The organism is Peteryoungia rhizophila (genome assembly GCF_004912145.1).
Taxonomy (GTDB): domain Bacteria; phylum Pseudomonadota; class Alphaproteobacteria; order Rhizobiales; family Rhizobiaceae; genus Allorhizobium; species Allorhizobium rhizophilum.
Window position 1 is genome coordinate 122,590 of sequence record NZ_STGT01000008.1, and the last position, 26,961, is coordinate 149,550.

General features: G+C 60.8%; 21 protein-coding genes. 10 read left to right on the plus strand and 11 right to left on the minus strand.

Annotated elements, in window-relative coordinates; translation table 11 throughout:
* Positions 1-19 precede the first annotated feature (19 nt).
* The 8 genes from E9677_RS23985 to E9677_RS24020 all read left to right on the plus strand — a co-directional run bounded on the left by E9677_RS23985 (position 20) and on the right by E9677_RS24020 (position 9,278).
* Complete coding sequence (locus E9677_RS23985) at positions 20-913, plus strand: dihydrodipicolinate synthase family protein (protein WP_136560584.1); 894 nt, start codon at positions 20-22, stop codon at positions 911-913.
* A 192-nt stretch (positions 914-1,105) separates the two neighbouring features.
* Positions 1,106-2,176, plus strand: a complete 1,071-nt coding sequence (locus E9677_RS23990) for a LacI family DNA-binding transcriptional regulator (RefSeq protein ID WP_136560585.1) — start codon at positions 1,106-1,108, stop codon at positions 2,174-2,176.
* A 154-nt stretch (positions 2,177-2,330) separates the two neighbouring features.
* The gene (locus E9677_RS23995) at positions 2,331-3,599 is read left to right on the plus strand and encodes an ABC transporter substrate-binding protein (protein ID WP_136560586.1); all 1,269 of its coding nucleotides are present in this window, start codon (positions 2,331-2,333) and stop codon (positions 3,597-3,599) included.
* A gap of 130 nt (positions 3,600-3,729) precedes the next feature.
* Positions 3,730-4,626 carry a carbohydrate ABC transporter permease gene (locus E9677_RS24000; protein ID WP_136560587.1) on the plus strand — a complete coding sequence of 299 codons (897 nt, stop codon included), beginning with the start codon at positions 3,730-3,732 and terminating at the stop codon, positions 4,624-4,626.
* Positions 4,623-5,444 carry a carbohydrate ABC transporter permease gene (locus E9677_RS24005; protein WP_083697668.1) on the plus strand — a complete coding sequence of 274 codons (822 nt, stop codon included), beginning with the start codon at positions 4,623-4,625 and terminating at the stop codon, positions 5,442-5,444. Before E9677_RS24000 ends, E9677_RS24005 begins: the two co-directional genes overlap by 4 nt.
* A 9-nt stretch (positions 5,445-5,453) precedes the next feature.
* On the plus strand, positions 5,454-7,697 hold the full coding sequence (locus E9677_RS24010) for a glycoside hydrolase family 2 protein (RefSeq protein WP_136560588.1): 2,244 nt from the start codon (positions 5,454-5,456) through the stop codon (positions 7,695-7,697).
* A gap of 11 nt (positions 7,698-7,708) precedes the next feature.
* On the plus strand, positions 7,709-8,800 hold the full coding sequence (locus E9677_RS24015) for an ABC transporter ATP-binding protein (RefSeq protein WP_136560589.1): 1,092 nt from the start codon (positions 7,709-7,711) through the stop codon (positions 8,798-8,800).
* Between the two features lie 88 nt (positions 8,801-8,888).
* Positions 8,889-9,278: a RidA family protein gene (locus E9677_RS24020; RefSeq protein ID WP_136560590.1), complete on the plus strand. Its 390-nt coding sequence runs from the start codon at positions 8,889-8,891 to the stop codon at positions 9,276-9,278.
* A 15-nt stretch (positions 9,279-9,293) separates the two neighbouring features.
* Here the strand turns inward: E9677_RS24020 and E9677_RS24025 are convergent, their stop codons facing one another.
* The 6 genes from E9677_RS24025 to E9677_RS24050 form a co-directional block, all read right to left on the minus strand.
* Entirely contained in the window at positions 9,294-9,875 is a 582-nt protein-coding gene (locus E9677_RS24025; protein WP_136560591.1) for an NAD(P)H-dependent oxidoreductase, read from the minus strand.
* 235 nt (positions 9,876-10,110) lie between these two features.
* On the minus strand, positions 10,111-11,520 hold the full coding sequence (locus E9677_RS24030; RefSeq protein ID WP_136560592.1) for an FAD-binding oxidoreductase: 1,410 nt from the start codon (positions 11,518-11,520) through the stop codon (positions 10,111-10,113).
* A gap of 2 nt (positions 11,521-11,522) precedes the next feature.
* Positions 11,523-12,836 carry a cytosine deaminase gene (locus E9677_RS24035; RefSeq protein ID WP_136560593.1) on the minus strand — a complete coding sequence of 438 codons (1,314 nt, stop codon included), beginning with the start codon at positions 12,834-12,836 and terminating at the stop codon, positions 11,523-11,525.
* Positions 12,836-13,672 carry an ABC transporter permease gene (locus E9677_RS24040; RefSeq protein ID WP_136560594.1) on the minus strand — a complete coding sequence of 279 codons (837 nt, stop codon included), beginning with the start codon at positions 13,670-13,672 and terminating at the stop codon, positions 12,836-12,838. Before E9677_RS24040 ends, E9677_RS24035 begins: the two co-directional genes overlap by 1 nt.
* A complete protein-coding gene (locus E9677_RS24045) occupies positions 13,672-14,511 on the minus strand; it encodes an ABC transporter ATP-binding protein (RefSeq protein ID WP_136560595.1) in 840 nt (279 codons plus the stop codon). The genes E9677_RS24040 and E9677_RS24045 overlap by 1 nt, the downstream gene beginning before the upstream one ends.
* 165 nt (positions 14,512-14,676) lie before the next feature.
* On the minus strand, positions 14,677-15,684 hold the full coding sequence (locus E9677_RS24050; protein WP_136560596.1) for an ABC transporter substrate-binding protein: 1,008 nt from the start codon (positions 15,682-15,684) through the stop codon (positions 14,677-14,679).
* 178 nt (positions 15,685-15,862) lie between these two features.
* Between E9677_RS24050 and E9677_RS24055 the strand changes: the two genes are divergently transcribed.
* The gene (locus E9677_RS24055) at positions 15,863-16,816 is read left to right on the plus strand and encodes a LysR family transcriptional regulator (protein WP_136560597.1); all 954 of its coding nucleotides are present in this window, start codon (positions 15,863-15,865) and stop codon (positions 16,814-16,816) included.
* 6 nt (positions 16,817-16,822) lie between these two features.
* Here the strand turns inward: E9677_RS24055 and E9677_RS24060 are convergent, their stop codons facing one another.
* From E9677_RS24060 to bcsA, 5 genes are all read right to left on the minus strand, one after another.
* The gene (locus E9677_RS24060; protein WP_136560635.1) at positions 16,823-17,623 is read right to left on the minus strand and encodes a creatininase family protein; all 801 of its coding nucleotides are present in this window, start codon (positions 17,621-17,623) and stop codon (positions 16,823-16,825) included.
* A 214-nt stretch (positions 17,624-17,837) separates the two neighbouring features.
* On the minus strand, positions 17,838-19,757 hold the full coding sequence (locus tag E9677_RS24065; protein ID WP_168801331.1) for a hypothetical protein: 1,920 nt from the start codon (positions 19,755-19,757) through the stop codon (positions 17,838-17,840).
* Positions 19,736-20,824 carry a glycosyl hydrolase family 8 gene (locus tag E9677_RS24075; RefSeq protein WP_168801332.1) on the minus strand — a complete coding sequence of 363 codons (1,089 nt, stop codon included), beginning with the start codon at positions 20,822-20,824 and terminating at the stop codon, positions 19,736-19,738. The genes E9677_RS24065 and E9677_RS24075 overlap by 22 nt, the downstream gene beginning before the upstream one ends.
* Positions 20,821-23,142 (minus strand): cellulose biosynthesis cyclic di-GMP-binding regulatory protein BcsB, encoded by a 2,322-nt coding sequence (locus E9677_RS24080; protein ID WP_136560601.1) that lies wholly within the window; start codon positions 23,140-23,142, stop codon positions 20,821-20,823. The genes E9677_RS24075 and E9677_RS24080 overlap by 4 nt, the downstream gene beginning before the upstream one ends.
* Positions 23,139-25,370, minus strand: a complete 2,232-nt coding sequence (gene bcsA / locus E9677_RS24085; RefSeq protein ID WP_235883090.1) for a UDP-forming cellulose synthase catalytic subunit — start codon at positions 25,368-25,370, stop codon at positions 23,139-23,141. Before bcsA ends, E9677_RS24080 begins: the two co-directional genes overlap by 4 nt.
* A gap of 518 nt (positions 25,371-25,888) precedes the next feature.
* On the opposite strand from bcsA, the gene E9677_RS24090 reads away from it, so the two are divergent.
* Positions 25,889-26,938: a GlxA family transcriptional regulator gene (locus E9677_RS24090; RefSeq protein ID WP_168801333.1), complete on the plus strand. Its 1,050-nt coding sequence runs from the start codon at positions 25,889-25,891 to the stop codon at positions 26,936-26,938.
* The last annotated feature ends 23 nt before the right edge of the window (positions 26,939-26,961 follow it).

Below are 26,961 nucleotides of genomic sequence, written 5' to 3' on the forward strand. Positions count from 1 at the left end.
AATTCCGGAGAACATCGTCATGTCGAAAAAGGCCTTCGTCGCGCTCGTCACCTGCTTCAACGAGGACGAGACGATCAATTACGAAGCCACACGCGCGCAGGTCCGTCGTCAGGTTGCGGCCGGCAACAACATCATGTGTGCCGGCACGAACGGTGATTTCACCGCGCTGACCTTCGAGGAAAAGGTGAAGCTCGCGGAAGCCGTCGTCGACGAGGTCGGCGGCAAGGTCGACGTTATCGTCAATGCCGGCATGCCGGCGACCTTCGAGACGATCAAGCTTGCAAAGGAATTCGACCGGATCGGGGTCACGGCGATCGCGGTCATCACGCCCTTCTTCATCGCCTGCACCCAGGATGGCCTGATCCGGCATTTCTCGACAGTCGCCGATGCAGTGAAGACGCCAATCTACCTCTACGACATTCCGGCCCGCACCCAGAACCATATCGAGCCGGAAACGGCGCGCAAGCTCGCAGCCCACGGCAACATCGCGGGCATCAAGGATTCGGGCGGTGCCAAGGAAACGCTGGAAGCCTATCTCGCTGTATCTTGCGACATGCCTGGCTTCGATGTCTATTCCGGGCCGGACCATCTCGTGCTCTGGGCGTTGCAGAATGGCGCTGCGGGCTGCATTTCCGGGCTTGGCAATGCGCTTCCTGATGTGCTCGCCGGTATCCTGAAGGGCTACAATGGCGGTGACATCGCAGAGGCCGAGAGCCAGCAGTCGATCTTCACGGCCTTCCGTACCGATCTCTACGCCCTTGGCTTTGCCCCGGCCATGGTCAAGCGGGCGCTCTTCCTCCAGGATGCTTCGGTAGGTGCCAGCCGGCAACCAGCCCTGCTGCCGGATCCCGAGCAGGACGGGAAAATTGCAGACATACTTCGCCGATACGGGCTGCCGGTCCTGACCGGCTAAAGTCAGATCGACCGCCGGCTCGTTCTCCGGAATTTCGATTTCCACCTTCATTCGGCCGCAAGCACCTCCGCTGCGGCCGTTGTCGATTGTTCAGGACGAAGCTGTTGTGTTGATCGCGGGACTGGCCTAGTAAATATTTTCTTGAGGTTTACCATGCCTCCGGAACTGCAGCGTGGAGGAGGACAATCCGCCGTGGTGACGATCAAGGAAATTGCCAAGGCGGTCGGTGTTTCATCGGGCACGGTATCCCGCGTCTTGAACTACGACCCCACGCTTTCCGTTTCCGAAGTGAAGAGACAGGCGATCATCGAGACGGCGGAGGCGCTGAACTACGCGACCCCGCGGGCGCGCAAGACTGCATTGCTGCCGACTTTCCCGATTGCGATGGCGAGCCATGCTGAGGTTTCGGCCCAGATCGCGATCGTTCATTTTCTGGCGCCTCACGAGGAACTGGTCGATCCCTACTATGTCGGTGTGCGTCTGGGGATCGAAGCGCGTTGCCGGGAGTACAAGATCGATATCGCCAGGGTTTTCAATCCGGATGTGCCGGTGGATCTCTCCATGCTGGTGGGCGTCTCGGCAACGATCGTGGTCGGGCATCATCCGAAAGTGGAGATCGAGGCGATGGCCAAGGTCTGTCCGCAGCTGGTGATGGCAGACTACAATCCGCGCATGCCCCAATTCGACTGCGTGCGCGCCGATCTCGGCGAGGCGACTCTGCATATCCTCGACAGCCTCGATCAGGCCGGATATCGCCGCATTGGCTTCGTCGGTGGCTACGAACTGATGGATAATGACGCGCTGATGCACGGCGAACAGCGCTGCAAGGCCTTTATCGAGTGGCATGAGGCGCGAGGTTGCTATCGGCCGGAATTACTGGCGCTCGGGCAGAGCGAACGGTTCGGACAAAACCTCCGGCTCGAAACCGGCTACCAGCAGGCGAAATCGCTGCTGTCGCTCGAGGTCCGCCCCGATGCGATCTTGGCGGCGAATGACAATATGGCGATCGGCACTTACCGCGCCATCCAGGAGGCGGGGCTTTCGATCCCGGGTGATATCGCGGTCGTCGCCTTCAACGACATTCCCGTGGCGCAGTTCCTGAACCCTCCCTTGTCCACCATGCGGATCCCCGGAGAACTGATCGGCGAAGTGGCGGTCGACCTCCTGGTCGAGCGCCTCAACGGACGCGACTATTCCAAACATGTGACGCTTCCGACCGACATGATCTGGCGTGGCAGTGTGAATGTCCCGTCGAACACCTGATTGTTTTCGACGGCAGGTTGCGGAATCCCAAGCACTTACCGCAGCGCACAAAATATTTAGTAAAAATTTTCTTGGCGCTTCTCCCGTTTTCGGAAATAGTGTCGGCAGGCAGGGGATGGAGCTGCCGCGTTCAACGACATAATGGGAGGAAGACATGGATTATTCTCGCGCATTCAAGCGCTCGATTTCGGCCACAGTCGCCGGCGCCGCACTTCTCTGCAGCACGGCCGCTTTTGCCGGCGAAGTCACCATCTGGTGCTGGGACCCGAACTTCAACGTCGCCATCATGAAGGAAGCCGCTGCGCGTTACACCGCGAAGCATCCCGACACGACCTTCAATATCGTCGATTTCGCCAAGGCCGATGTCGAGCAGAAGCTGCAGACGGGCTTGGCTTCGGGCATGACCGACACGCTGCCGGACATCGTGCTGATCGAGGATTACGGCGCGCAGAAATATCTGCAGTCCTTCCCCGGCTCCTTTGCCGCGCTGACTGACAAGATCGACTATTCCGGCTTTGCCAAATACAAGGTCGACCTGATGACGCTCGAGGGCCAGGTCTACGGCGTTCCCTTCGATTCCGGCGTGACCGGCCTTTACTATCGCACGGATTATCTGGAGCAGGCCGGCTACAAGGCCTCCGATATGGAGAACCTGACCTGGGACCGCTTCATCGAGATCGGCAAGGATGTGAAGGCCAAGACCGGCCATGAGATGATGGCGCTCGACAGCAATGACGGCGGCCTGATCCGCATCATGATGCAGTCCGGCGGCCAGTGGTATTTCAACGACGACGGCAGCCTCAACATCACCGGCAATGCCGCGCTGAAGGCAGCACTGGAAACGCAGGCCCGCATCGTCAATGAGGGCGTGGCCAAGCCAACCAGCGGCTGGAATGATGGCATCAGCGCGCTCACCTCGGGTGATGTCGCCTCTGTGCTGATGGGCGTGTGGATTACCGGCACGGTCAAGTCGCAGGCCGACCAGGCCGGAAGATGGGCGCTGACGGCGATCCCGAAGCTCAATATCGAGGGTGCGACAGCTGCATCGAACCTCGGCGGTTCGAGCTGGTATGTGCTGGACGCTTCCGCCGAGAAGGATGAGGCGATCGACTTCCTCAATGAGGTCTATGCCAAGGATCTCGACTTCTACCAGAAGATCCTGACCGAACGCGGCGCCGTCGGTTCTCTGCTCGCTGCCCGTACCGGTGAAGCCTATCTGAAGCCCGACGACTTCTTCGGTGGTCAGACCGTCTGGCAGAACTTCGCCGACTGGCTCGTTCAGGTGCCGGCCGTTAACTACGGCATCTTCACCAACGAGCTCGACACGGCTGTCACCGCGAATTTCCCGGCACTGGTCAAGGGTACGCCGGTCGATGACGTCTTGAAGGCGATCGAAGATCAGGCCGCCGGCCAGATCCAGTAAGCCCATCCCACAGGGGCTCTGCCTTCGGGCCTGGCCCCTGTCCTCCCGGAGACGTGCGGCGGAAACGCCGCGCGGCTTCCCTTCGCTTAAGAATGTTCAGTGACCACTGATCGGGTTCGGGGATAACCGCATGGCCACCACATCCAGATCCAGCTTGAAACGCTATTACGACGTTAACGGATGGCTGTTCGTAGCGCCCGCCATCGCCCTTATCTCGCTCTTCATGCTCTATCCGATTGCCCGCTCGCTCGTTCTCTCCCTGTATTCGGGACGTGGAATGATGCTGAAGTTCTCAGGCACGGGTAACCTCGTGCGTCTCTGGAACGATCCCGTCTTCTGGCAGGCGCTACAAAACACCGTCATTTTCTTCATCATTCAGGTGCCGATCATGATCACCATGGCGCTGATCCTGGCGGCCATGCTGAACAATCCGAAACTGCGCTTTTCCGGCCTCTTCCGGACGATGATCTTCCTACCCTGCGTTGCCTCGCTTGTCGCCTATTCCATACTGTTCAAGAGCATGTTTTCGCTGGATGGGATCGTAAACAACACGCTGCTTGCCGTCGGCATCATCGGTGAGCCGATCGGTTGGCTGACCGATCCCTTCTGGGCCAAGGTGCTGATCATCATCGCCATTACCTGGCGCTGGACCGGCTACAACATGATCTTCTATCTGGCAGCACTCCAGAATATCGATCGCTCGATCTATGAGGCGGCGAAGATTGACGGCGTGCCGTCCTGGGGGCGTTTCGCCTTCCTGACGATCCCGATGCTGAAGCCGGTGATCCTGTTCACCACGATCACGTCGACGATCGGCACGCTGCAGCTCTTCGACGAGGTCTATAACTTCACCGAAGGCACGGGCGGGCCGGCGAATTCGACGCTGACCCTGTCGCTCTATATCTACAATCTGACCTTCCGCTTCATGCCGAGCTTCGGTTATGCGGCGACCGTCTCCTATGTCATCGTGCTGATGGTGGCGGTTCTCTCCTTCCTGCAATTCTATGCCGCGAGGGAACGTCGATGATGACAACGCTTCGCCGCCGCCTGCCTGACATCGTGCAGTACAGCGTGTTGTCGCTTGCCGCCTTCCTCTCGATCTTTCCGTTCATCTGGATGGTGATCGGGGCGACCAACACCACGAGCCAGATCATCCGCGGGAAGGTTACCTTCGGTACTGCACTCTTCGACAACATCGCGTCCTTCTTTGCGCAGGTGGATGTGCCGCTGGTGTTCTGGAACTCCGTCAAGATTGCGCTGGTCGGCACCGCATTGACGCTGCTGGTCTCCTCGCTTGCCGGTTATGGCTTCGAGATGTTCCGTTCGAAGCTCCGCGAGCGGGTCTATACGGTCATCCTGCTGACGCTGATGGTGCCGTTTGCTGCGCTTATGATCCCGCTCTTCATGCTGATGGGGCAGGCGGGGCTGCTGAATACCCATATCGCCATCATGCTGCCAATGATCGCGTCTGCCTTCATCATCTTCTATTTCCGCCAGGCTTCGAAGGCCTTTCCGACCGAGCTTCGGGACGCCGCCAAGGTGGATGGGCTGAAGGAGTGGCAGATCTTCTTCTACATCTATGTGCCGGTCATGCGCTCCACCTATGCCGCGGCCTTCGTCATCGTCTTCATGCTGAACTGGAACAATTATCTCTGGCCGCTGATCGTGCTGCAGTCGAACGACACCAAGACGATCACGCTCGTCGTGTCTTCGCTGGCTTCCGCCTATTCGCCCGAATACGGCACCGTGATGATCGGCACGATCCTCGCCACCCTTCCCACTCTCCTCGTCTTTTTCGCCATGCAGCGACAATTCGTGCAGGGCATGCTCGGCTCCGTGAAATAGGACTTTGAAATGCGCATTATCGAGAGTTTCAACAAGAACTGGACCTTCCGCGCCGGATTTGAGCCGGCTTTCGCCTTGGCTTCGCAGCCGGGCGAGACGGTCCAGCTTCCCCATACGGCGGTCGAGCTGCCCTATAACTATTTCGACGAGAAGAGCTATCAGAAGGCCTTTACCTATCAGAAGGTCATTGCCTGGGATCCGCGTTTCGAGGGTCGCGAAGTGTCGCTGGTGTTCGATGCCGCCATGGCCGACAGCGTGGTCTATCTTGATGGCGTCGAGATCACCGCGCACAAGGATGGCTACACGCCGTTCGAAGCCCGGCTCACGCCGCATCTGAAGGCTGGCGATAACCTGCTGACAGTCAAGATCGACGGCTCGGAGAACCCCGAGATCCCGCCTTTCGGTGGCGTCATCGACTATCTCACCTATGCCGGAATCTATCGTGATGTCTGGCTGAAGGTGACGGCGCCGGTTTCGATCGCCAATGTCAAGATCGAAACGCCGGATGTGCTTGATGAAACCAAGCAGGTGACGGCGAAGGTCTGGATTTCCAATCCGACGGATCAGGCGCTGTCCGGCAAGGTCACGGCTGTTCTGGAAGATGGTGCAGGTCAGGAGATCGCGCGGACCGAGGCGACTGTGTCTGGCGCAGAGGTTTCGCTCGGCTTCTCCGGGCTCCAGGGCATTACGCTCTGGGATATCGACAATCCGGCACTCTATCACCTTTCGGTGACGCTCGAGACGACAGCCGGCACCGACGCCGTCACGAGCCGCTTCGGTTTCCGTTCCGCCGAATATACGATCGAGGGCTTCAAGCTGAACGGTCGCGTAGTGAAGCTGCGTGGTCTCAACCGCCATCAGGCCTGGCCGCATCTCGGCTATGCCATGGGACGGCGCGGTCAGGAGAAGGATGCCGATATCCTGAAATACGATCTCGCCTGCAACATAGCCCGCACCTCGCATTATCCGCAGTCGAAATACTTCCTCGATCGCTGCGACGAGATCGGCCTTCTGGTCTTCGAAGAGATCCCCGGCTGGCAGCATATCGGCGGTGATGCCTGGAAGGCGGAGAGCGTTCAGAACGTGCGCCGGATGATCGAGCGCGACTGGAACCACCCCTCGATCATCATCTGGGGTGTGCGTATCAACGAGAGCCAGGACGATCACGACTTCTATGTCGAGACGAATGCCATGGCACGCTCGCTCGATACCACCCGCCAGACCGGCGGCGTGCGCTACATCACCGACAGCGAGCTGCTCGAAGACGTCTACACGATGAACGACTTCATCCTCGGGATGGAGGAACTGCCGGGCCATAATCGCGAGCGGCTGGTGCTGCGCGATCAGCGCGAGGTGACAGGGCTCGACCGCAAGGTGCCCTACATGATCACCGAATATGGCGGTCACATGTATCCGACCAAGCGCTTCGATCAGGAGCAGCGGCAGGCGGAGCATGTCGGTCGTCACCTGGCGATCCTGAATGCGGCCGCTGGCGACCCGTCGATCTCAGGCTCCACCGGCTGGTGCATGTTCGATTACAACACGCACAAGGATTTCGGCTCCGGCGACCGCATCTGCTATCACGGCGTGACCGACATGTATCGCGAGCCGAAATTCGCCGGTTATGCCTATGCCTCGCAGGGCGATCCGAAGGACAAGATCGTCATGCAGCCGGTGAGCTTCTGGGCGCGTGGCGAGCGCAATATCGGCGGCGTGCTGCCGCTGATCGTGCTCACTAATTGCGACTATGTCGAAATCCGCATGGGCCATATCGTCAAGCGGATCGAACCCGATACCAAGACCTATCCGCATCTGCCGCATCCACCTTGCATTCTCGACCACAGTATGGTGACGCCGGAGGAATTCGGCGAATGGGGAATGACCTGGCGGGATGGCGAACTTGTTGGCTTCATCAACGGCGAGGAAGTGGTTCGCCGCCATCTGCCGGCCGATCCGCTGCCGACGACACTCGAGATTGCGGCCGATGACACAGAGCTCAGGGCGGGCGAGAAGGATACGGTTCGCGTGATCCTGCGCGCGCTTGATCAGGGTGGCAATGTCCTGGGCTTCTTCGACGATCCGGTCGAGGTCAGCCTCGAAGGTCCGGGTCGCATCGTTGGCCCCTCGCTTCTGTCGTTCAAGGGTGGCGCCGTCGGCGTCTATGTCGAAGCCGGAAACGAAGCCGGGCGCTTGACGCTGACGGCCAAGTGCCGTCCCTTCTACGCAAAGCACATCACCTTCAACGTCACCTGAGCGAGGCTTACATGGCAGAGGTCCGGCTCACCGATATCCGCAAGTCCTATGGCTCGCTCGAGGTCATCAAGGGGGTGAACCTCGAGGTATCCTCAGGGGAATTCGTTGTCTTCGTCGGTCCCTCCGGCTGCGGCAAGTCCACGCTGCTCCGGATGATCGCGGGGCTGGAGGACATCTCCTCCGGTGAGCTGACCATCGGCGGCACCATGATGAACGATGTCGACCCGTCGAAGCGCGGGATCGCCATGGTGTTCCAGACCTATGCGCTCTATCCGCACATGACCGTGCGCGAGAACATGGGCTTTGCGCTGCGCTTTGCCGGCATGGCGAAGGACGAGATCTCCAGCCGTGTGAACGCTGCCGCAAAGATCCTCGAACTCGACGCGCTGATGGACCGCAAGCCCAAGGCTCTGTCCGGTGGTCAGCGCCAGCGCGTCGCCATCGGGCGGGCGATCGTGCGTCAGCCGGACGTTTTCCTGTTCGACGAACCGCTGTCCAACCTTGATGCGGAGCTGCGCGTGCACATGCGTGTCGAGATCGCCCGGCTGCACAAGGAGCTCAACGCCACGATCGTCTATGTCACGCATGACCAGGTCGAGGCGATGACGCTGGCCGACAAGATCGTCGTCATGCGCGGCGGCATTGTCGAGCAGGTGGGTGCGCCGCTCGCACTCTATGATGATCCCGACAACATGTTTGTTGCCGGTTTTATCGGCTCGCCTCGGATGAACTTTCTGCCAGCGGTGGTGATCGGTCAGGCGGAGGGTGGACAGGTGACGGTGGCGCCCTCAGCGCGGCCCGATACCCGGCTGACGCTTGCCTGTGCTGACGCGCCAAAGCTCGGGGATGCCGTCACGGTTGGCGTGCGGCCGGAGCATTTTTTGCCTGCAGGCAGCGGCGATGCGCAGATGGTGGCGCATGTCGATGTGGTCGAGCATCTCGGTAATACCAGCTATGTTTATGCCCACACCGTGCCCGGCGAGCAGATCATCATCGAGCAGGAAGAGCGGCGTCATGGGGGGCGCTACGGCGACGAGATCGCGGTGGGGCTTGCTGCAAAGACCAGCTTTCTCTTCGATGCCACGGGGCGGCGTATTCGTTAGCCGACAGGCCCTGATTTGTAGGGTCAAAAGGCGTGGGAGGTATGCTTAGCTCTTTCGCACAGGTCCTCGCCGCGCTAGGCTCAAGGCCATGAAAAAGGTCTTCAATCCCCCCTCTATCCGCCGTCCTTTCGGGCATTACAATCACGGTTTGCTGGTGCCCCCGGGTGCGAGCCTGCTCGTTACGTCCGGCCAGCTCGGGATCCGCCCCGACGACACGATCCCGCCTGATGTCACCGGTCAGGCCGAGCTGTGTTTCGAGGCGATCAAGGCCATTCTGGAAGAGGCCGAGATGACCTTCGCCGATGTGATCCGGATCTCTGGGTTCGTGACGCGGCGGGAGCATTTTCCTGACTATATGGCGGTGCGTGATCGCTACACGCTCGATCCGAAGCCGGTGTCGACGTTGCTTGTCGTCGGCGGCTTCACGCGGCCGGAATTCCTGGTCGAAGTCGAGGTGACGGCGGCCAAGGTGGTTTGACCGCCAGCCTTTCTCTCAGAAGTTCTCCATCTCGCGGCGCACCTTGGCCATGAAGGCGGCGCGGGTTTCTTCCGTGCAGTTGTTCATGTCGTAATGGGCGAGGTATTTGACCGGGGCGCCGATCTTGATCTGGGCACGGATGACGCGCTTGACAATCTTCTTCGGCGGATTGCCGGCGAGGAAGGCGCGCATCGGGGTGGCACCATAGGTCATGACGGCGGCGAGTTTTTTGATGTGGCGGAGCGTCGGCGTCAGCTTGCCGTCCACCAGATCGAACGAGACACCGGGCAGCCAGACGCGGTCGAAGTAGCCCTTCAGCATGGCCGGAAAGCCGAAGTTCCAGACGGGGGTGACGATGACCAGGCCTTCCGCCTTTTTCAAGCGGTCGACATAGGGTTGCACCAGCAAGAGATTATCGGGAATGTCGTGATAGACGCGGCGGTCATGGGCCGAGAGCACCGGATCGAAGCCCTCCTCGTAGAGATTGCAGCCATCGACTTCGTGGCCGGCCTTTTCCAGGCTCTCACAGGTGAGCTTGTAGAGCGCCCGGCCGAAGCTTTCATCGAGCGGGTGGGAGTGAAGGACGAGTACGCGCATGTCAAAAGCTCCAAGTCGTTGCCCGCCGCTTTCGCAGTCGGGGTCCAGTTGAAAACTTCCGCGCCGTTTGTCCCAGCATCACCGTCCTTCGCCGCCTGATGCCGAGGGATGGGGGATGCCATGTCTGATGTCGCATGGGCCGGAGGGCCGGCCGGGAGTACCTTCGGAATAAGTTCGTTCCGGCGGTTCTTCGTTGCGGCTCCGGAACGGGGAGCCGCAACGCATCTGATGGTCCTTACGAGGCTTCGGAAAACACCTCCAGGCCCGGGAACAGGTAGTTCTTGCCGGCGGCGAAATCGAAGTCGGGGTTCTCCCAGGCGATCATTTTGCCGGGGTTGAGCAGGCCCTTCGGATCGGTCTCCTTCTTGAAGGCAAGCTGGACCTGGTCGGTCTGCTTCATGCCGCCTTCTTCGAGCGTGTAGCGGTGCGGGTTGAAGATCGGGCAGCCATTTTCTTCGTGGATACGGATGATCTCTTCCAGCCGCTCCTTGGTGGTGTAGCGCACCAGTGGCAGGCCGGCGCACTGGATCTGGCCGTCGAACTTGATGAATTCGAGATGGCCGATGACCTCGTCGGGGAAGAGTTCGGTCATCACTCGGACCTTCTCGACATGATCGGGGCCGGGATACTGGACTTGGAGATAGGTGATATTGGTGTCGAGCTTGAGCGCCCGCAGTGTCGTGTGGTTCCAGGTCAGCTCATAGGCATGCGGGATACCCTTCATGCTTTCGACCGTATCGGAGCGGAAGCGGATGTCGCCATTCATGCGTTCGGCGAGCGCCAGGAAGGGCTCCATCGAGTGCGGGGCCACCATCAGCACAACAACCGACTGGCCTTCCTTCAGCCAGGGTTTGTGGCGGGTGAAGTAGTCATAAGGGATAGGGGCTGCGATCGGGGCAACTTCCTTCAAGAGGATGCCGTTTTTGTGGGACAGCGTATCGGCGAATTTCACTGCGTCCATGAAGTCGTCGTAACCGACGATGACATCGACCCAGTCGTAAGCAGGTGCCAGCGGCATCTCGACTTCGGTGATGATGCCATTGGTGCCATAGGCGTGGGAGACCTTCTGCAGGTCCCAGGCGGAGAGTTCGAGCACGCGCGGCTCGGCTTCCATGGTGACGACGCGCAGGCGCAGGATATTGCCGAGGTCGCGCAAGCCGCCCCAGGTAATCGAGCCGACGCCGCCGGAACCGCCGGCGATGAAGCCGGCGACGCTGGCGGTCTGTTTGGTCGAGGGATGAAAGCGCAGTTCCTGGCCGGAATGTTCCTTGGTCTGGCGGTCGAGCTCGGAGATGATGATGCCGGGTTCGCAGATGACGCGGCCGGGCAGGATCTCCTTCACCTTGTTCATGTTGATCAGGTTCAACACGATGCCGCCCGAGAGCGGCATTGCCTGGCCGTAATTGCCGGTGCCGCCGCCGCGCGGGGTGACCGGCACACCGTGGGCATAGGCCACTTTGAGCGTGCGGATGACCTCTTCTTCCGTCGTCGGGGAGACGACGAGGTCACCGACGACATTGTCGAGTTCTTCCTTCAGGATCGGCGAATACCAGTAGAAATCGCGGCTCTTCTGTTTGACCAGCGCCGGATTGTCCTCGACGGCGATGCCTTCCAGCTCTTCGATGATTTTGGCGTAATCAGCCATGTCTAAACTCCAAGCAACGGGTCAAGTTCGCGGTAATCCGGCAGGCTGCGGTCGATGCCCATGCCATTCCGCATCACGATGCGGTCGGCCTGCGGACGGGAGAGGAATTCGCTCCAGCGGCGGGCGCTGAAGAGGACGAGATCCGCCTTGCCGCCGACGGCGATGCGGCCGTGGTCGGGGCGCTTCAGGATATCGGCGGGCGTGCGGGTGACGACGCGGGCGGCAGTGTCCAGCGGATGGTCGAGATGGATAATGCGCACCGCCTCGCGGAAGACCTCGACGGGGTCGAGATCGCCATAGGCATAGAAGGGGTCGCGGGTGTTGTCGGAGGAGACGGCGGTGGCGACACCGGCGGCCGTCAGTTCGTGGAAGAGGGTGACGCCGCGCTGGCGGGGGGTACGGCCCGGGTGACGGTCCTGCAGATATATGTTGCACATTGGCAGCGAGACGACAGAGAGGCCGGCCTCTGCCACCAGATCAATGGTGCGCTTGGCCAAATCCTCCTCTTGCTGAGCGAGCGAGCAGCAATGGCCGACGGTGACAGAACCCTTGAAGCGGTTGCGGAGCTTGGCTTCCGCAATGGTCTTCAGCGTCAGGGTTTCCTTGTCCTGCGTCTCGTCGACATGTAGGTCGATGTCGAGGCCGTTCTCGGAGGCTGTGCGGAAGAGGATGTCGAGTTTTTCGTCGAGGCCCGGCATCAGAAAGGTGACGCCGCCGAGCAGGCCCTTATGGGCGACGATCACCTCGACCAGATCCTTGAAAAAGGCCTCGTCGGTGATCTGATCGAAGGGGAAGAGGGCGGCTGCCTGCAGATCGACCTTGCCGGCCCAGGCCTCGCGCACTTCGGCGAAGACCTCGAAGGAGATGCGATGCTGGGGTGCCAGGCTGTCGAGATGGGTGCGGATCAGGCTGGTGCCGTGGGCGTAAGCCGTCTTGAGCGAGAATTCCATCCGCGCTTTGACGTCTTCAGCCGACCAGCGGGCCTCGCGATCGGTTTTCACGGCTTCAAGCGCGCCTACGAAATCGCCTGAGGGGTTCGGCCGGCGGTCCCAGATATGGCCCTTGTCGAGATGGGTGTGCATGTCGGTGAAGGTCGGCCAGACCATGCCGTTGCGGAGATCCGTCGAGGGCAGGCCTGATGGGGCCGTGCCTGGCTTCAGGATGGCCTCGACCTTGCCATCCGCGACGATGATGTCGGCGCTGATCAGGCCCTCGCAGGCGGGTGCCTCGACGCCATCGACGCAGATCTGCGGCAGCGTCGCATTGGCAAGAACGAAGCGCTTGGCGGCGGGGAGGGCGGTGACCGGGCTCGACATCAGTTTTCTCGTTTCAGGCTGCTCTCGTGCCAGCGATGCAGCGCCAGCCAGGAAATGAAGGAGGTAATGGCAAAGATCACCACGCCGAGGCAGGAGAGCAGGAAGAGGGCGGCAAAGAGGCGCGGAATGTTCAGACGGAACTGCGCCTCAAGCAGGCGGAAGGCAAGGCCCGATCCTGCGCCGGCGGAACCAGCGGCGAATTCGGCGACGACGGCGGCAATCAGCGCCAGCCCGCCGCCGATCTTAAGGCCGGTCATGAAATAGGGCAGCGAGGCGGGCAGCTTCAGATAGAGCAGCGTCTGCCAGCGCGAGGCGCCGTAGAGGTCGAAGAGATTGAGCAGGTTGTGATCGACGCTTTTCAGACCCTGGACCATGTTGGACAGGATCGGGAAGAAGGCGACGAGGAAGGCGCAGATCAGCAGCGCCACTTGTGTGGAGGGCGAATAGATCAGGATCAGCGGCGCAATCGCGACGATCGGGGTGACCTGCAGGATGACGGTGATCGGGTAGAAGGCGATCTCGATCCATTTCGACTGGACGAGCGCAACGGCGATGCCGACGCCGCCCAAAAGCGCCAGCCCTAGCGACATCAGGGTGATCTTGGTGGTGACCCAGAGGGCCGGCGACAGCGTGCCCCAGTCCTTGAACAGGGCGCCGGCAACCGCGATCGGGCCGGGCAGGATGTATTGCGGGACACCGGAGACCCAGACGCCGATCTGCCAGACGATGATCAGCAGGCAGACGACGAGGATGGGAACGAGGATTTTCAGCAGGGTTTCACCATAAAGGGAGGCGAAACTCGAACCGGACTTGGAGACGGGCGTGAGAGTGCTCATCAGTGAAGCTCCATGCCGTCTGCGAGCGGAAATCCGATGGCCTCGATCAGCGAGCGCGAGACCTTGTCGCAGGTTGCCCGATATTCCTCTGAGGTGCGGTATTGCAGGCCACGCTCGGCGCTGGTCACCAGGGGGAAATCGTCATGGACGCGGCCGGGGCGTGCCTTCATGACGATGATCCGGTTCGACAGATAGGCGCTTTCGAAGACCGAATGGGTGACGAAGATGACGGTGATGCCGGTGTCGCGCCAGAGCCGCAGCACGTCGTCATTGAGTTTCTGGCGGGTGATCTCGTCGAGGGCCGCAAAGGGCTCGTCCATCAGCAGCAGCTTCGGCTTGGTGACGAGCGCGCGGGCGATCGAGACGCGCATCTTCATGCCGCCGGAGAGTTCGCGCGGATAGGCGTCGACAAAGTCCTTAAGGCCGACGCGGTCGAGGGCGGCGAGGATATCGGCCTCGGCCGCCGACTTGGAAATGCCGCGCAGACGGAGCGGCAGGTGGACATTGCCGAAGACTGTCGCCCAGGGCATCAGCGTCGGCTCCTGGAAGACGAAGGATATGTCGCCTTCCGGCAGGCCTTTGGAATTGATGCGGGAACTCGGCCAGTCGATCGTGCCGGTCGTGGTGTCGCCGAGACCCGCGATGATCCTGAGCGCCGTTGACTTGCCGCAGCCCGAGGGGCCGAGCAGGCTGACAAATTCGCCGCCGTTGACGGTGAGCGTCATGTCAGTGAGCGCCACCGTGCCGCTGGAAAAGACCTTGGACACGTCCTTCATCACCACGAGCGCCCGGCGCTGTTCGGGAGGGGGCTGGGTGATGGGGTCTTCGGAAAGTGACATTGATTGCCTTGGTATCTGAACGAACAGGAGCGTCTGGAAATTGCCCCTCACCCTACCCTCTCCCCGCAAGCGGGGAGAGGGGATGTCAGCACCGACGTCGGCCCGGAGACTCCTTCTCCCCGCAAGCGGGAAGAAGGTGGCGGCAGCCGGATGAGGGCAAGGCCCTTACTTCTTCAGCGCCATGCCCACGCCCTTGCAGACGAACTGTGTGGTGTAGGCCTTCTTGTAGTCGAGGTCGGCCGGCTGGACGCCGATCTGGACCATGGCGTCGAAGAAGGCCTTGTACTTTTCGTCGGTCATGCAGCCGATGCCCTTATCGAGCGCCTCGGCAGACTCGACGATGCCGTATTCCTTCATCTTGGCGATCGAATATTCGATCTGGCCATCGGTCATTTCCGGATTGTCGACCTTGATCAGATCGTTTGCGGCCTTGTTGTCGCCGTAGAGGTAGTTGTACCACCCCTCGGCCGAGGCATCGACGAAGCGCTGAACGAGGTCTGCCTTGGTTTCGACCATGGTGGCCGTGGTGGTAATCATGGTGGAATAGGGGTTGTAGCCGTTGTCCGCCAGCAGGAAGACTTTCGGGGCCCAGCCGGCCTGCTTCTCGATCTCATAGGGTTCCGAGGTCAGGTAGCCCTGCTGCGCGGACTTCGGGTCGACGATGAAGGGGGCCGGGTTGAAGGTGTAGGGCTTATACTTCTCGTCGGTAAAGCCCTCGAAGTTCTTCTTCATCCACTCGTAATAGGTGACGTAGCCGTCCTTGCCCATGAATATGCTGTCAAGCTTGGCGAGGTCGGCAAATGTTTCGATGCCCTGGTCGGGATGGGCGAGCAGGACCTGCGGATCCTTCTGGAAGATGGCGGCGACGTCGATCAGCGGGATGCCTTCCTTGACGGCATCCATCTCGCCGAGCGGGCTGCCCATGTAGAAATCGACCTTGCCGGCGATCAGAAGCGCGCGGTTGGCGGCCTGCGGGCCACCCTGCACGACCGTGACCTTCAGGCCGTATTTTTCATAGGTGCCATCGGCCACGGCCTGGTAGAAGCCGCCATGTTCGGCCTGGGCGAGCCAGTTTGTGCCGTAGGTGACCTCGTCGAGTGCGAAGGCCGCCGAGGTCGAGGCCGCGAGGCCGATAACCGCAAGAAGGCATGTCTTGGTGAGCATGTCACGCATTGATCGTTCCCCTGTTCGTTGCAGGACCCGTTTTCGGGTTCCCTTTTCTTGCATTTGATCGGGTGGCATGGGTCTTGAAAAGCATCAAAATTCGTCCGCATCGATGCTTTTTTTGCACTGCTCCGGATATTGCTGCATAGTGATGCGGCATGGCTAAATTTTACGCAGCGGAGGTCCCGTGCTGCATTCTCGAAAGCTCCTCTACATCAACGAAATCGTGCGCTGCGGCTCGATCCGAAAAGCTTCGGCTCGCCTCAATGTCGCATCATCAGCGGTCAACCGCCAGATCCTCGCCTTCGAAGAGGAGCTGGGTGCGCCGATCTTCGAAAGGCTGCCGAAGGGGTTGCGTTTGACAGCGGCCGGTGAACTCTGCGTCGAGCATATCCGCGACGTGCTGAAGAACTACGAGCGGCTGGAGGGGCGCATCCGGGGCCTCAAGACGCCGCATGCGGGCAAGGTCTCGCTGGTGACGACCGTCGGTCTCGCCTCCGGCCCGCTGCCCGCGATCCTTGCTGGATTCATCGCCGAACATCCGCGCGTGCAGATCAAGCTGCGCAATGATGGCGGTTCGACAACGATCAACCCGGTGCTGACCGGTGAGGTTGATCTCGGTCTCGGCTTCAACATCCCCGCCACCCCCGGCATTCGCACACTGGCCAATTTCGACGTGCCTGTTGGCGTAGTGTTGCCACCTGGGCATCGCTTGGCACAGGAGGAAGGACCGGTCGATCTGGTTGAGGTGGTTCAGGAGCCGCTGATCCTGGCGCAATCCGGTACCAGCTTGCGCAACATCATCGATCTCGCGCTCGCGCCGCTCCCCTTGCTCGTCGAGCCTGTTGTGGAGACGAATTCGTCCGAGCTGATGAAGCAACTCGTCAAGGCGGGCACGGGGCTCACTTTGCTCAACCCGCTCGATGCCGTGGCGGAATGCCGGCGCGGTGAGCTCATCTTCCGGCCGCTCACGGAAGCGCATATCCGCCACCAGCCGATGAAGCTGTTCGCGCGGGCGCGGGCGCCGCTCGATTCAGCGACCAGTCTTTTCGTCGAATATCTGATGCAGGAGCTGCTGGCGCAGGTGCAGGACCTGAAGGCGCGCGGCCATATTCCCGAGACCATACGAGGTCAGGCCTAGCGGTCGTCAGCCGGGCGTGTACAGGTTCGACAGCGGATAGGCTGCGACGTCGCGTAACAGCTCGATGAAGCCGGCGACCTGATGCTTGCAGATTGCCTCGCCCTTTTCTGCCGTGCCCTTCGAGGCGTCCCCGACCACACCATGCGGGTTGAGGTCATGGGCGATCCAGGCGAGCGAATGCGGCGGCAGCGGCGTGAGGAACTTCGAGCTGGCACGTATTTCTTCGGCCTTCGAGACGAAATTCTGCGCTTTGTCCATGCGCACGAGGTCCGGGCGGAAATGCAGCATCAGCGAGGTCTCGACTTCGCCGCCATGGATGCCGTAACGGCTTTCATGGTCCGAAATCATGCCATCGGGATTGCCGAAGCGGCCCCATTGGGTAGAGACGACGGCCATCTGGTGGCGGACGCGGAGCTCCCGGGCGACGATGCTCATGACATCGACATTGCCGCCATGGGAATTGACGATGACGAGCTTGCGAACACCGGCCTCGGCCACTTTAGCGCCGATCGCCGTCCAGGCGGGGATCAGGATTTCCGGGCCGAAGGACAGGCTGCCGGGACCATAGACATGCTCGTTGGCCTTGCCGATTTCCTGAGTGGGCAGGACGAGAAAGTCGAGGTCATCGGGGCGCTGAACCTTCAGTTCGGCCAGCATGCCATTGGCAATCGCGACATCGGTTGCGATCGGCAGATGGGGGCCATGCTGCTCTGTCGAGGCGATCGGCAGGATAGCGATCGTGGTGTCGGCAGACAGACCAGCGAAATCCGTCGTGTTCAGTTCATTCCAAAAGAAGGGTTTCACTATCGCCGATCCTCGCTGTCTCTCACCTTCGACGGATAAGGCAAAACAGCGGGCTTCGAAAAGCATCATATTCAGTGCAGCCCGCTGCCTAATTGCGCTCGCTGACTCGTGTGCTGGCTTTCGTCGTCCTCTGCTGGCCGCCAACAGACAACACCGGGCATTCTCCTTGCCCGGTGTTTCAAATTTGTTTCTGTAACAGCCTACTAATGTGCGTCTTTCACTCGATTTCGAGACGCGCCTTCTTCTCGTCCCGCTTGTCCTTCTGCATCAGCCAGGTCAGCAGGTTCGGCTTTTCTTTCGGCTTCGTCGTTGTCGTCGTCCGCTTCTGCGTCGTTCTAGGGCGGTAAACCTTGATGTCCTCGAGCGCCGCGAATTTTGCGCCATACTCCTTCTTGATGGCCGCTACCCGGCCCCAGCTCTTGGCACGGGAGGCAAGGACCGCAAGTCCGACCACGCCGCCCTCTGTCGCTTCCCATTCGACCGATTGCTGGAAGAGGCGGGAGGCTTCCTTCGTTTGTTTGCTCTCCAGGCGGTGCCATGCGAGCGCTTGTGCGCCGAGCGCCGACTTCTGCTCGAAGACATAGGTTTCGAAGGTCTTCAGCTCGCTGTCGTCGGTTGAAAGCGGGCTTTCCTGATCGGTCAGACCGGCCGAGACGAGTTCAATATAGATCTTCTTCAACTCCGGCGTCAGCGTCGCAGACTGGCGGGCAAGCTGGAGTGCCTCGTCCCGATGTTGGAGGTTGCGCAGCGTGAGAATGACGCCTTCGACGCTCTTGGGGCTGGTGGTCATGCGGGTTGCGCTGACGAACCAGTGGTAGGACGCCTCCCAGCTCTGCTGACCGTAATAGAACCAGCCGAACAATTCGGCATCGGCGGCAGAGAAAGACCGCTGCACGTAGTCGCTGAAGCGTTGCAGCTCTTCCATCGTCAAGGCTGTTGCTGGCCCATTGCCCTGGGCAATCAAGCCCATCTTGCGGCGGACCAGGTCGAAGGACACATCGTCAAATTCGCCCGATCCATCCGAGAGAACGTTGCCAAGTGCCACCAGAGAGCGCGTCCCCGCCTCCGGAAGGAGTAGGCTCGCCTTCTGCACCGTCGACAGGCGTTCAATCGGGTCTTCGCAGGTCGTGACAATGTATTTGTAAAGATCGAAGGCGCGGACGAAATCTCTCGATTGTGCGAGCGCCTCCGCGGTGATCCACATGGTGTTCATCTCGGCGCAGACCATCAGTTGCGGGGAGCCTTCAGCCAGCGTTACGACCTGGCCCCAGTTGCGTTGAGCGTGAGAGCGCTCCATCAGCTTGCGGGTTTCGGCGAGCGCCAGCTTGTCGAGCAGTTCCTGGCTCGGCTTCCAGTTCGGATTTTCGCTTTGCAGCTTGGCCATTTCGGTGCGAACCCGCACGAAGTCCCCGCTGCCGAAGATATCCCAGAGCGGCTGTTCGGAAATGTTTGTCGGTGTATCGAAGAGGTCCTCCGGCGCATCCCAATCGGGATAGAGCGTCTTCAGGCGTCGTAGTTCGGCACCGAGACGCTTGAGGTCGCGCGTCTGCGCATAGTAGCGCAGGGCGGTCTCGTCGACTTCCGATTGGGAGGCGACCTTTGGCTCTTCGGTCTGCTCGCTCAGTCTTGCAATCTGCATCTCGACGCTGTCACGGGACGCTGCGGGCGCCGCTGGCCGCAGGGTGCTGGCCGCAGTGGGCTGCGAAGCCGGCCTTCTCACTGCGGTCGTCGTGCTAGGTCCGAAGGGGTTCTCCCCCGGGGCCACTTCCCGGATGATCGGGGCTGCCGGTTGCACGGCGATTGTCGCAGCGGGGCTGACGGCCTCCGGCATGGGCGCCGGCAGGACGACCTGTGCCGGTGCCTGCATCGTTGGCACGACTGCCGGAGATGCAGGCGCGTTGGCCGGTACGACCGGCGGGAGCGCGGGCGCGACCGCGGTTGCAGAGAAGGGTGCGAAGCTCGGCATGGCAGGCTGTAACGCTGCCGGAGCCGAGACATGCGCCATCTGAGCGCCACCTGGGACCACGACCCCCATGGCGGGGTAGTTGTTCACGTTGTCACCGGTGGCCTGGCTGATCGGGAGCGTGATGCAGGCGCCGAGGAGGAGGGCTGTCTTCAAGGGAAGTCGGTCAAACATGTGGGGTACCTTTCAGCGATCGCCATGAGGCTGAGCACATGGAGCGTGGCGGGGTAATAGTCTTGGGAGCTGAAGTCAGACAGAAGGGCGAGGTCGGGACGCCTGCCCAGACTGCATTCGACGAGTGCGGCCACGGCCTGATAGCCGGGGTCGGGCATGGGAGCGATGCGCGTGGCCGTCGCGAGTTCCACGACGGACATCGACGCAGTGCCGAACTGTTTCCAATGCGATGCGAAGATCTCGAGAATGTCCGGGTAGTCCCGGGAATACCAGGCGAGATAGAGCGGAACACGAATGGCATCATAACCGAATTGCGACGGGTATCCGCTCGCCGGCCGGGGCATGTCACCGGAAAGCGACAGCCAGTCCGAGGGCAGTCGGGCAGGTCCAAAGCGAGCGTCGCGAAGCAATGTCACTCCACTTTCCATCAATGCTTTTGCCGGAAAACGGCTTGACAGGCGACCAAGGTCAGTCAGGGCCGGGAAGATCCAGTAAGCCATGTTCACCACCGGTCCGTCCGTTTGTTCATCCGGACCAAAACCCTGGACACCCGGCAAGAGAACAAGCCCGTGACCCGTCTTGATGGTCGCATGCTCGACGATGGCTTCGGAAATCCGTCTGGCCTCGCGCTGGAGATCGGGCTCGTTCCAGCGTTGGCCGGCGCGCATCAGGGCCCAGGCGATGAGCAGGTCGCCATCGGTCGCATTGTTGCGGTCGGTGATGGGCGGGATCTGTGTCGGATCCCAGCGCCAAGCCGCCAGTCCATCTTTGCGGACAAAGAGATTGACTTCCGTCCAGGCCCAGATCCGGTCGAAGCTGTCACGGTCGTCCGCCGCTTCCGCCATCAGCATGCCGTAACCCTGGCTCTCGCTGTGGCTGATGCCGCCTGCCCGGTTGTCGACCACCCGCCCCTCGTCGGTGACGAAGTTGTGGCGGTAGACCAGCCAGGCAGCGGCCGTGATGTCGGCCGCGACGTTGTCTTCCTGCTGTGACAGAACCGCCGTCGTTGCGCCCGCGATCAGGGCGCCACTCAGCAGACATGTCAGGATGAGAAGACGTGTCCTCACGATTTGCGTCCCTGCCGGAGGACAACGAAGGTTGCCGCGCCGAGGAGGATCGCCACCAGGATCTGGGCGATGGTGAACTCCCGGGCATTGTTCGAGAACCAGCCCGCCACGATCAGACGACCATTCTGCAAGCTGAGCGGCTTGGTTTCATAAAGGCGCTCATGGCCAGCCATCTTGCGTTCGACCAAGGTGCCGTCACGTTTCAGGGCGTTGACGGACCCGGCGAGGCGACCCCAGACATCGGTCTGGGCGAGGCTCCGCATGCTCTCGTTCAACAGCGCCGGATCACGAACGGCGACGACGGTCCATGCATCCCGTTCGTTGACCAGACGCTGTGCCAGCAGCATGTCGGCCTCGCCGCTCACCTGATAGACGTCGTCGCTGGACAGAACATTCGGATCGTCGACCAGTCCCAATTGGGCTGCCTGGATCCGAACCCGCACCGTGAGGCTCTCATAGAGGTTGTGGACGCCATCCCGCAGGCGCACGACGACCGATGTCGGACGTTCGCCCTGCGACTGCTGCACCGTCGAGCCATCGACCGAGAGGGCCGACGCCATTTCTTCGGTGGGAGCGCCCGGCTCCTGGGTCTGGTTCTCGTCCAGAGACAGGGCCAGATCGCTGGCGACAGGATTAAGGTCGATGCCGAGATCGGATCTCAGCTGGCCTGAGAAACCTGAGAAAGTTCCGAAGGCCAGCAAGGGGCCCTGACGGTCGAGTGGCCAGCCGGAGCTTACGGATACCGGGCTCACTTCGCGAGAGGCATAGGCCATCTTTGCCAGGAAACTGCCTGCAGCCCCGAGCATTGTTTCGTCCATGCCTTCGACATAAAGCGGCGTCGTGCCACCATTGCTGAATTCTGCCTTGCCGGCTGACACGACCGCGAGATCGGGTGCATGCCCAATCTGGGCGAAAGCCGGAATATTCAGCGTGCTGTCGCCCTTGATGAAGAAGCGCGCGGTGGAGTTGCCGAGCGTCGCCGGGTCACAGACCGCATCGGAAGCGGTGGACAGTTCCGCCTCGAATTCGATGACATTGTAGCCGGGTCTCAACTTGTCGAGCGGGATCGGGAGCACCTGCCCGTCGATCCGGCCGGAGCGCGCCTCGCCCAGTCTGATGTTGGCGACAGTGTCGCCGTTGGCGCGAACCACCATCTGCGATGTGGGCGAAAGGCCGGCGGCGTATTCAGCGTTCAGCTTCAGATTCGCCGCACCATAGTCGCCCGGGTAGAAGTCGGCCGGCAGGCTGAACGAGATCGACTGTTCGAAATGGCGACCGGCGAAGGGACGCGAAACGAAACCCAGCTCCGCGAGCGAGTTCGCGCTGCCGGATTCCAGCAGGCGGCCTCGGCGGTTGCCGAGCGCCCGCCGGCCCTGTGGAGAGCCGTCGGTGATCTCGGTCTGTGCACGCAGGGTGAAGTCACCAATGGTGGACGCCAGTTCGTCGGCAGTGCGTGCCGTGACAATCATGCGGCTTCTGCCGCTCGAAGGGTCGATGTCGAACTGAACGCCGGACTGGTCCGGCGTCACACCGATCAGGTCCCGAACGGTGCCGAAGGTGCCGACAACCAGATCGATCCCTGGGCCGGCGCCTACCTCATTGCCAACCGTGACGACCGGGCGGTCGAAATGCCCGAGGATCGAGAGGGCCTGAACGACCGAGAAGGTGCGGTCGATGTCCTCGCCGGCAGCGCCACGGGGGATCAGTCCGTTGATCGCGGCATGACCGTTTACATCGCGGCTATAGGCCAGAAGCGTCGAGACGTCGCTCGGATCGTCCTTGGCATTGCGGGTGAAGACGAAACCGCTCAGGGCCGGGTCGATTTGGGTCCAGAGTTCGTATGTCGCCTCAACGGTGCAATCGACGCGGTGTGATTGGTCGAGGAGAATGGTCACGGCATTGTAACCCGGCTGGAGCAGACCTTTCGGCAATTCCAGCTCGACCTGGTGAGCGTCACCGGATTTCAGGTCGATGGCGCCAATATCCCGGTCGTTGACGAAGATGCGCATGGCAGAACGCTCAGGCGCCACCGAGATCGCCGTCTGCATCGTCAGGATGAGCTTGGCCGATCCCGTCATCTCTGAGGGCAGAACGACGAAGGGATATTCCCGGTTAGCAGTTTCTCCTGGGAAGAATAGGTCCCGCTTGTCTGCAATCAGACGACGGATCTGGTTCTCTTCCTGGAAATACTCCTTGGTTTCGGTTTGCGGCTTCGCCTGTGGAGCGAGGACGAAGCCGGTCGAGGTGGCGGCGGCCGAGGGTGTGGCTGCGAGGAGCAGGCTTGCGGCTGCGAACCAGGAGAGGTGCTGTCTGATCATTCTCCGGCCTCCCTGTGGCGGATCGGTGCGGCGGCCAGGGCCGCGCCGGCGAGCGGTTTCAGTCTTTGCGGCTCGGCCTTGTCATCCGGCTTGCCGCCGAGGGCGACACCGATTGCCGCGAGCGGGCAGGTGATTGCCCAGCGCAAGATGCGCAGGCTTCCGGCAATCATGCTCTTCGGGCGCTGACGGAGCGCGCGCTGCTCGCGAACCACCGACATGTCATGCATCAGGAGTTCTGCGATGATCGGGAAGTGGTGAGGTTCTGGATCGAAGCGGAGCGCGATCGCGCCGTCTTCATCGGGGGAACCGCCGACGATGCTGACCGGGAGGGATGTCACGAGCAGGTTCGAGGATACGCTGAGCAATTGAAGCCGGCCGTATTCACCCTTGCGGAGGATACGAGAGGAGCCCTGTGCTGGGATCAGCTTGGCCCCCCTAGCCGATGCTTCGGTGACGGCGCCGCGCAGGACTGTTTCCCCGAATTGCAGTTCGACGGTGGTGCGAAGCGGCAGTTCGACACCGGCCAGATCCTGGCTGCGTTCGGTGACGACGCCGAGTGCGCAGCCCGCGATCATCAGGTTCATCCAGTTCCACGCGCCGACGATCAGGAGCAGGCTCGAGATCTCAGGTTCGGTGTTGTAGCGGTAGGCTGCGACGAACAGGGTGAAGCAGAGTATGCCGAAGATGATGAAGTAGGGCAGCGAGAGCTCCGACAGCCGGTCCTGCTTCAGTGAGACACCCTTGTCGGTCACCTTGAAGGTCGGGCTTTTCGGCTTGAGCAGCACGCTCACGATGGCCTGGAACAGATAGACCGATTGCACATATTCGTAGAGCTCGGAGATCCAGGGCCAGCGCACGCTGCCATAGAGGTAGGTACGCACCATCTCACCCACGATCAGGTACATGACCGTGTAGGCGAAGAAGTCCTCGAAGGACGCCACGAAGATCTTCATGTCGAACAGGATGAAGAGCAGCGGTGCGACGAAGAAGACAGAGCGAACGAAGGGGAAAAACCAGAAGAGCGAGCTGGAGATGTAGCTCAGGCGCTGAGGCAGAGAGAGGCCGCGCTTGAACAGCGGGTTCTTCAGCATCAGGATCTGGACCATGCCCTGGCACCAGCGCGAACGCTGACCGACGAAGCTGGCGAAGGTTTCCGGCTGCAGGCCGGAGATCAGCGGCTTGTCGATGTAGAGGCTGTTCCAGCCTCGGGCATGGAGCTCGAGTGCGGTTTCGCAATCTTCGGTGATGGTGATCCCCGAGAAACCGCCGACCTCTTCGAGGGCTTCACGGCGCAGGACGGCCGCCGAGCCGCAGAAGAAGGAGGCGTTCCAGCGGTCGAGGCCCTTCTGGATCTTGCCGTAGAACATCTCGTTTTCCGACGGCATGCGGCCAAAGGTCCCGAGATTGCGTTCGATCGGATCCGGATTCGAGAAGAAGTGCGGGGTCTGCACGAGGAAGAGGCGTTCGTCTTCAGAGAAGTAGCCGACGGTTTCGCGCAGGAAGCTGCGTTCCGGGGCGTGGTCGGCGTCAAATACGACGACGAAGTCGGCATGGGTACGCCAGAGGGCGGCGTTCAGGTTGCCGGCCTTGGCATGCACGTTCTCGGCACGGGTCATGTAGACCGCACCAAGATCGCTGCAGAGATCCTTGAGGATCGCTGCACGTTCCTTGGCCTTGGCCGCCGCCACCGGGTCGTCGCTGTTGCGCTTCTGGTCGGTGCCGCCGTCATCCAGCAGGTAGACGGTGAACTTGTCCGAAGGATAATCCATGGCCTTGGCCGCTGCGACCGTCAGTGCCAGGATCTCCCTGTCCTCGTTGTAGGTCGGGATGAACACATCGACGGTCGGGCACTCATCTTCATCGAGTTGCGGTGCCCTGGGTCGCTCGATCGGATCGGCAACGACGAAGAGGCTGATGCCGAGCATCAGGATGCAATACATTTCTGCCGCATAGAGAATGACGCCGGGGATGAAGGAATAGAGATCCTCAAGCGGCGGCAGGGTGCTGGTCGTGCGCCAATAGGCATATTGCAGGATCACGACGCTCGCCAGGGCGAGGAACACATGGCGCCAGAAGCCATCGAGCTTCAGGAGCATGATGACGGCCAGGATCGCGATGACAATGACTGAAAGGTTGAAACGGGCCGAATGCCCGACGGGTTGCGCGATCAGCAGGAACATCGCCATGACGATGGCCAGCCAGGCAGCATAGCGAATTATATCTCGCACGATATTGGACTCCTCATGAGTTCGATCGTCGATTGCCTCCCGGATGCCCCAAAGTATAGGCGCATATTCTCATGCATCTTGGGATTGCATGAAAAGGATGGCGCCAGACAGGTCGGGGGACACCTGAAGTTAATCTCTGCTTAACCTTAGGTATGGCTCGGCGAGAATGTGAAGTGCTTGCATCTGGTCCGGTGGTGGGTTGTCCGAATCCTGTCGAAGATTGTCGTGATAGTTGCGCTGCAGCATACAATTTTAGTCAAAGTATCCAGATAAATACCCAGAAAAGGGTGATATTTTTTATCTATATTGTCCTATTGACGGTAATTGGATAGGTTGGCGCTGTATCACTTCGAATTCTTGCCAGACTATTCGTGATTTGGAGCGACTTAACAGACATAAATCCGAATTTGATACATTGTGACTGTTTTATGAACATGTTGTGCTCATTTTTTTAGCAAAACTAAGCTTAGTTACTAAAATCCCTTTACCAGGATATGCAGACTCTGAGGTTGGTTCGAATGAAGCGCATGATCATGATTGTGCTGCGCAGCAATTGCGGAATGTTAGAAATGGCATCCGTGATGGAAAGCTTGCGTTATGCCAGTGAGATCTCCGGAGATCAGCCATATGGTTTGACGACCTGCGCCGCAGGCTATGACGCTGTGCAGACGGAAGAGCCTTGGATACGCTTCAGCGCGGTCTACAATATTGTCAATGCGCCACCTGAGGTTGATACCCTCATTGTGCCCGACGGATCGCCTGTCACACTGCAGGACCACGACCTGCGGATCATCGAATTCCTCGCCAGGCGTACGCCCAACGTCCGGAGGGTCGCCACATTCGGCAATGGGGTCCTGTTTGCTGCGGCAGCCGGGGTGACCCGAGGACATACCGTGGTGGCCGATGGCGACGTTCAGGCCCGGCTTGCCACGCTCTGCTCGCAGACGATCGTCGAGCCGCACTCCAATCTTCACAAGAGCGGGAAGATCTGGAGCGCTCGTGGCGCAAGTGCCGGATTGGCGCTCGCGCTCGCCCTCATCGATGAAGATTTGGGACGAGACGTTGCGGCAGAGGTCGCACGCCGCCTTGGCTCCCGCCTGGCGGATGCGGAGACGCGCTACGGTGCGCGGGCTGGACGTCTGCCGAGTTTTGACGCGGGAAGTCCCGTCGAGCGCGTGCAGGAGTGGGTAATGGCGAACCCCTCCTCGGACCTCAGTGTCGGCAAGCTCGCAGACATGGTCGCGATGAGCGAGAAGACCCTTTCGCGCGCGTTCAAGCAAAAGACCGGGCACACGGTCGGTGAGTACGTGTTGACAGTCCGGTTGGGTTACGCCTGTGAAATGCTCAAAGCCGGAGAGCGCAAGATCAAGGATATCGCCCGTCTCAGCGGGCTGGGTAGCCAGACGAACATGCGGCAGCTCTTCATGACGCGGTTCGGTTGCTCCCCCTCCACTTATCGGGAGGCGACCGGCCTCCATGTCGAAGTGGACCGAGCCTTAACCGTCGATCCCATCGATCGTTTCGACCGGACTGAAGACGAGGCTCCGCCTCTTCTGACGGTGGCGTGATTTCCAGAATCCAGAGCCTCGGG

Coding starts and splice junctions, on each gene's coding strand:
- E9677_RS24065 (WP_168801331.1), bottom strand. CDS start 19,757: ATGTTTGACCGACTTCCCTTGAAGACAGCCCTCCTCCTCGGCGCCTGC.
- E9677_RS24035 (WP_136560593.1), bottom strand. CDS start 12,836: ATGTCGAGCCCGGTCACCGCCCTCCCCGCCGCCAAGCGCTTCGTTCTT.
- E9677_RS24020 (WP_136560590.1), top strand. CDS start 8,889: ATGAAAAAGGTCTTCAATCCCCCCTCTATCCGCCGTCCTTTCGGGCAT.
- E9677_RS24045 (WP_136560595.1), bottom strand. CDS start 14,511: ATGTCACTTTCCGAAGACCCCATCACCCAGCCCCCTCCCGAACAGCGC.
- E9677_RS24080 (WP_136560601.1), bottom strand. CDS start 23,142: ATGATCAGACAGCACCTCTCCTGGTTCGCAGCCGCAAGCCTGCTCCTC.
- E9677_RS24025 (WP_136560591.1), bottom strand. CDS start 9,875: ATGCGCGTACTCGTCCTTCACTCCCACCCGCTCGATGAAAGCTTCGGC.
- E9677_RS24000 (WP_136560587.1), top strand. CDS start 3,730: ATGGCCACCACATCCAGATCCAGCTTGAAACGCTATTACGACGTTAAC.
- E9677_RS23985 (WP_136560584.1), top strand. CDS start 20: ATGTCGAAAAAGGCCTTCGTCGCGCTCGTCACCTGCTTCAACGAGGAC.
- E9677_RS24040 (WP_136560594.1), bottom strand. CDS start 13,672: ATGAGCACTCTCACGCCCGTCTCCAAGTCCGGTTCGAGTTTCGCCTCC.
- E9677_RS24030 (WP_136560592.1), bottom strand. CDS start 11,520: ATGGCTGATTACGCCAAAATCATCGAAGAGCTGGAAGGCATCGCCGTC.
- E9677_RS23995 (WP_136560586.1), top strand. CDS start 2,331: ATGGATTATTCTCGCGCATTCAAGCGCTCGATTTCGGCCACAGTCGCC.
- E9677_RS24090 (WP_168801333.1), top strand. CDS start 25,889: ATGAAGCGCATGATCATGATTGTGCTGCGCAGCAATTGCGGAATGTTA.
- E9677_RS24010 (WP_136560588.1), top strand. CDS start 5,454: ATGCGCATTATCGAGAGTTTCAACAAGAACTGGACCTTCCGCGCCGGA.
- E9677_RS24050 (WP_136560596.1), bottom strand. CDS start 15,684: ATGCGTGACATGCTCACCAAGACATGCCTTCTTGCGGTTATCGGCCTC.
- E9677_RS24005 (WP_083697668.1), top strand. CDS start 4,623: ATGATGACAACGCTTCGCCGCCGCCTGCCTGACATCGTGCAGTACAGC.
- E9677_RS24015 (WP_136560589.1), top strand. CDS start 7,709: ATGGCAGAGGTCCGGCTCACCGATATCCGCAAGTCCTATGGCTCGCTC.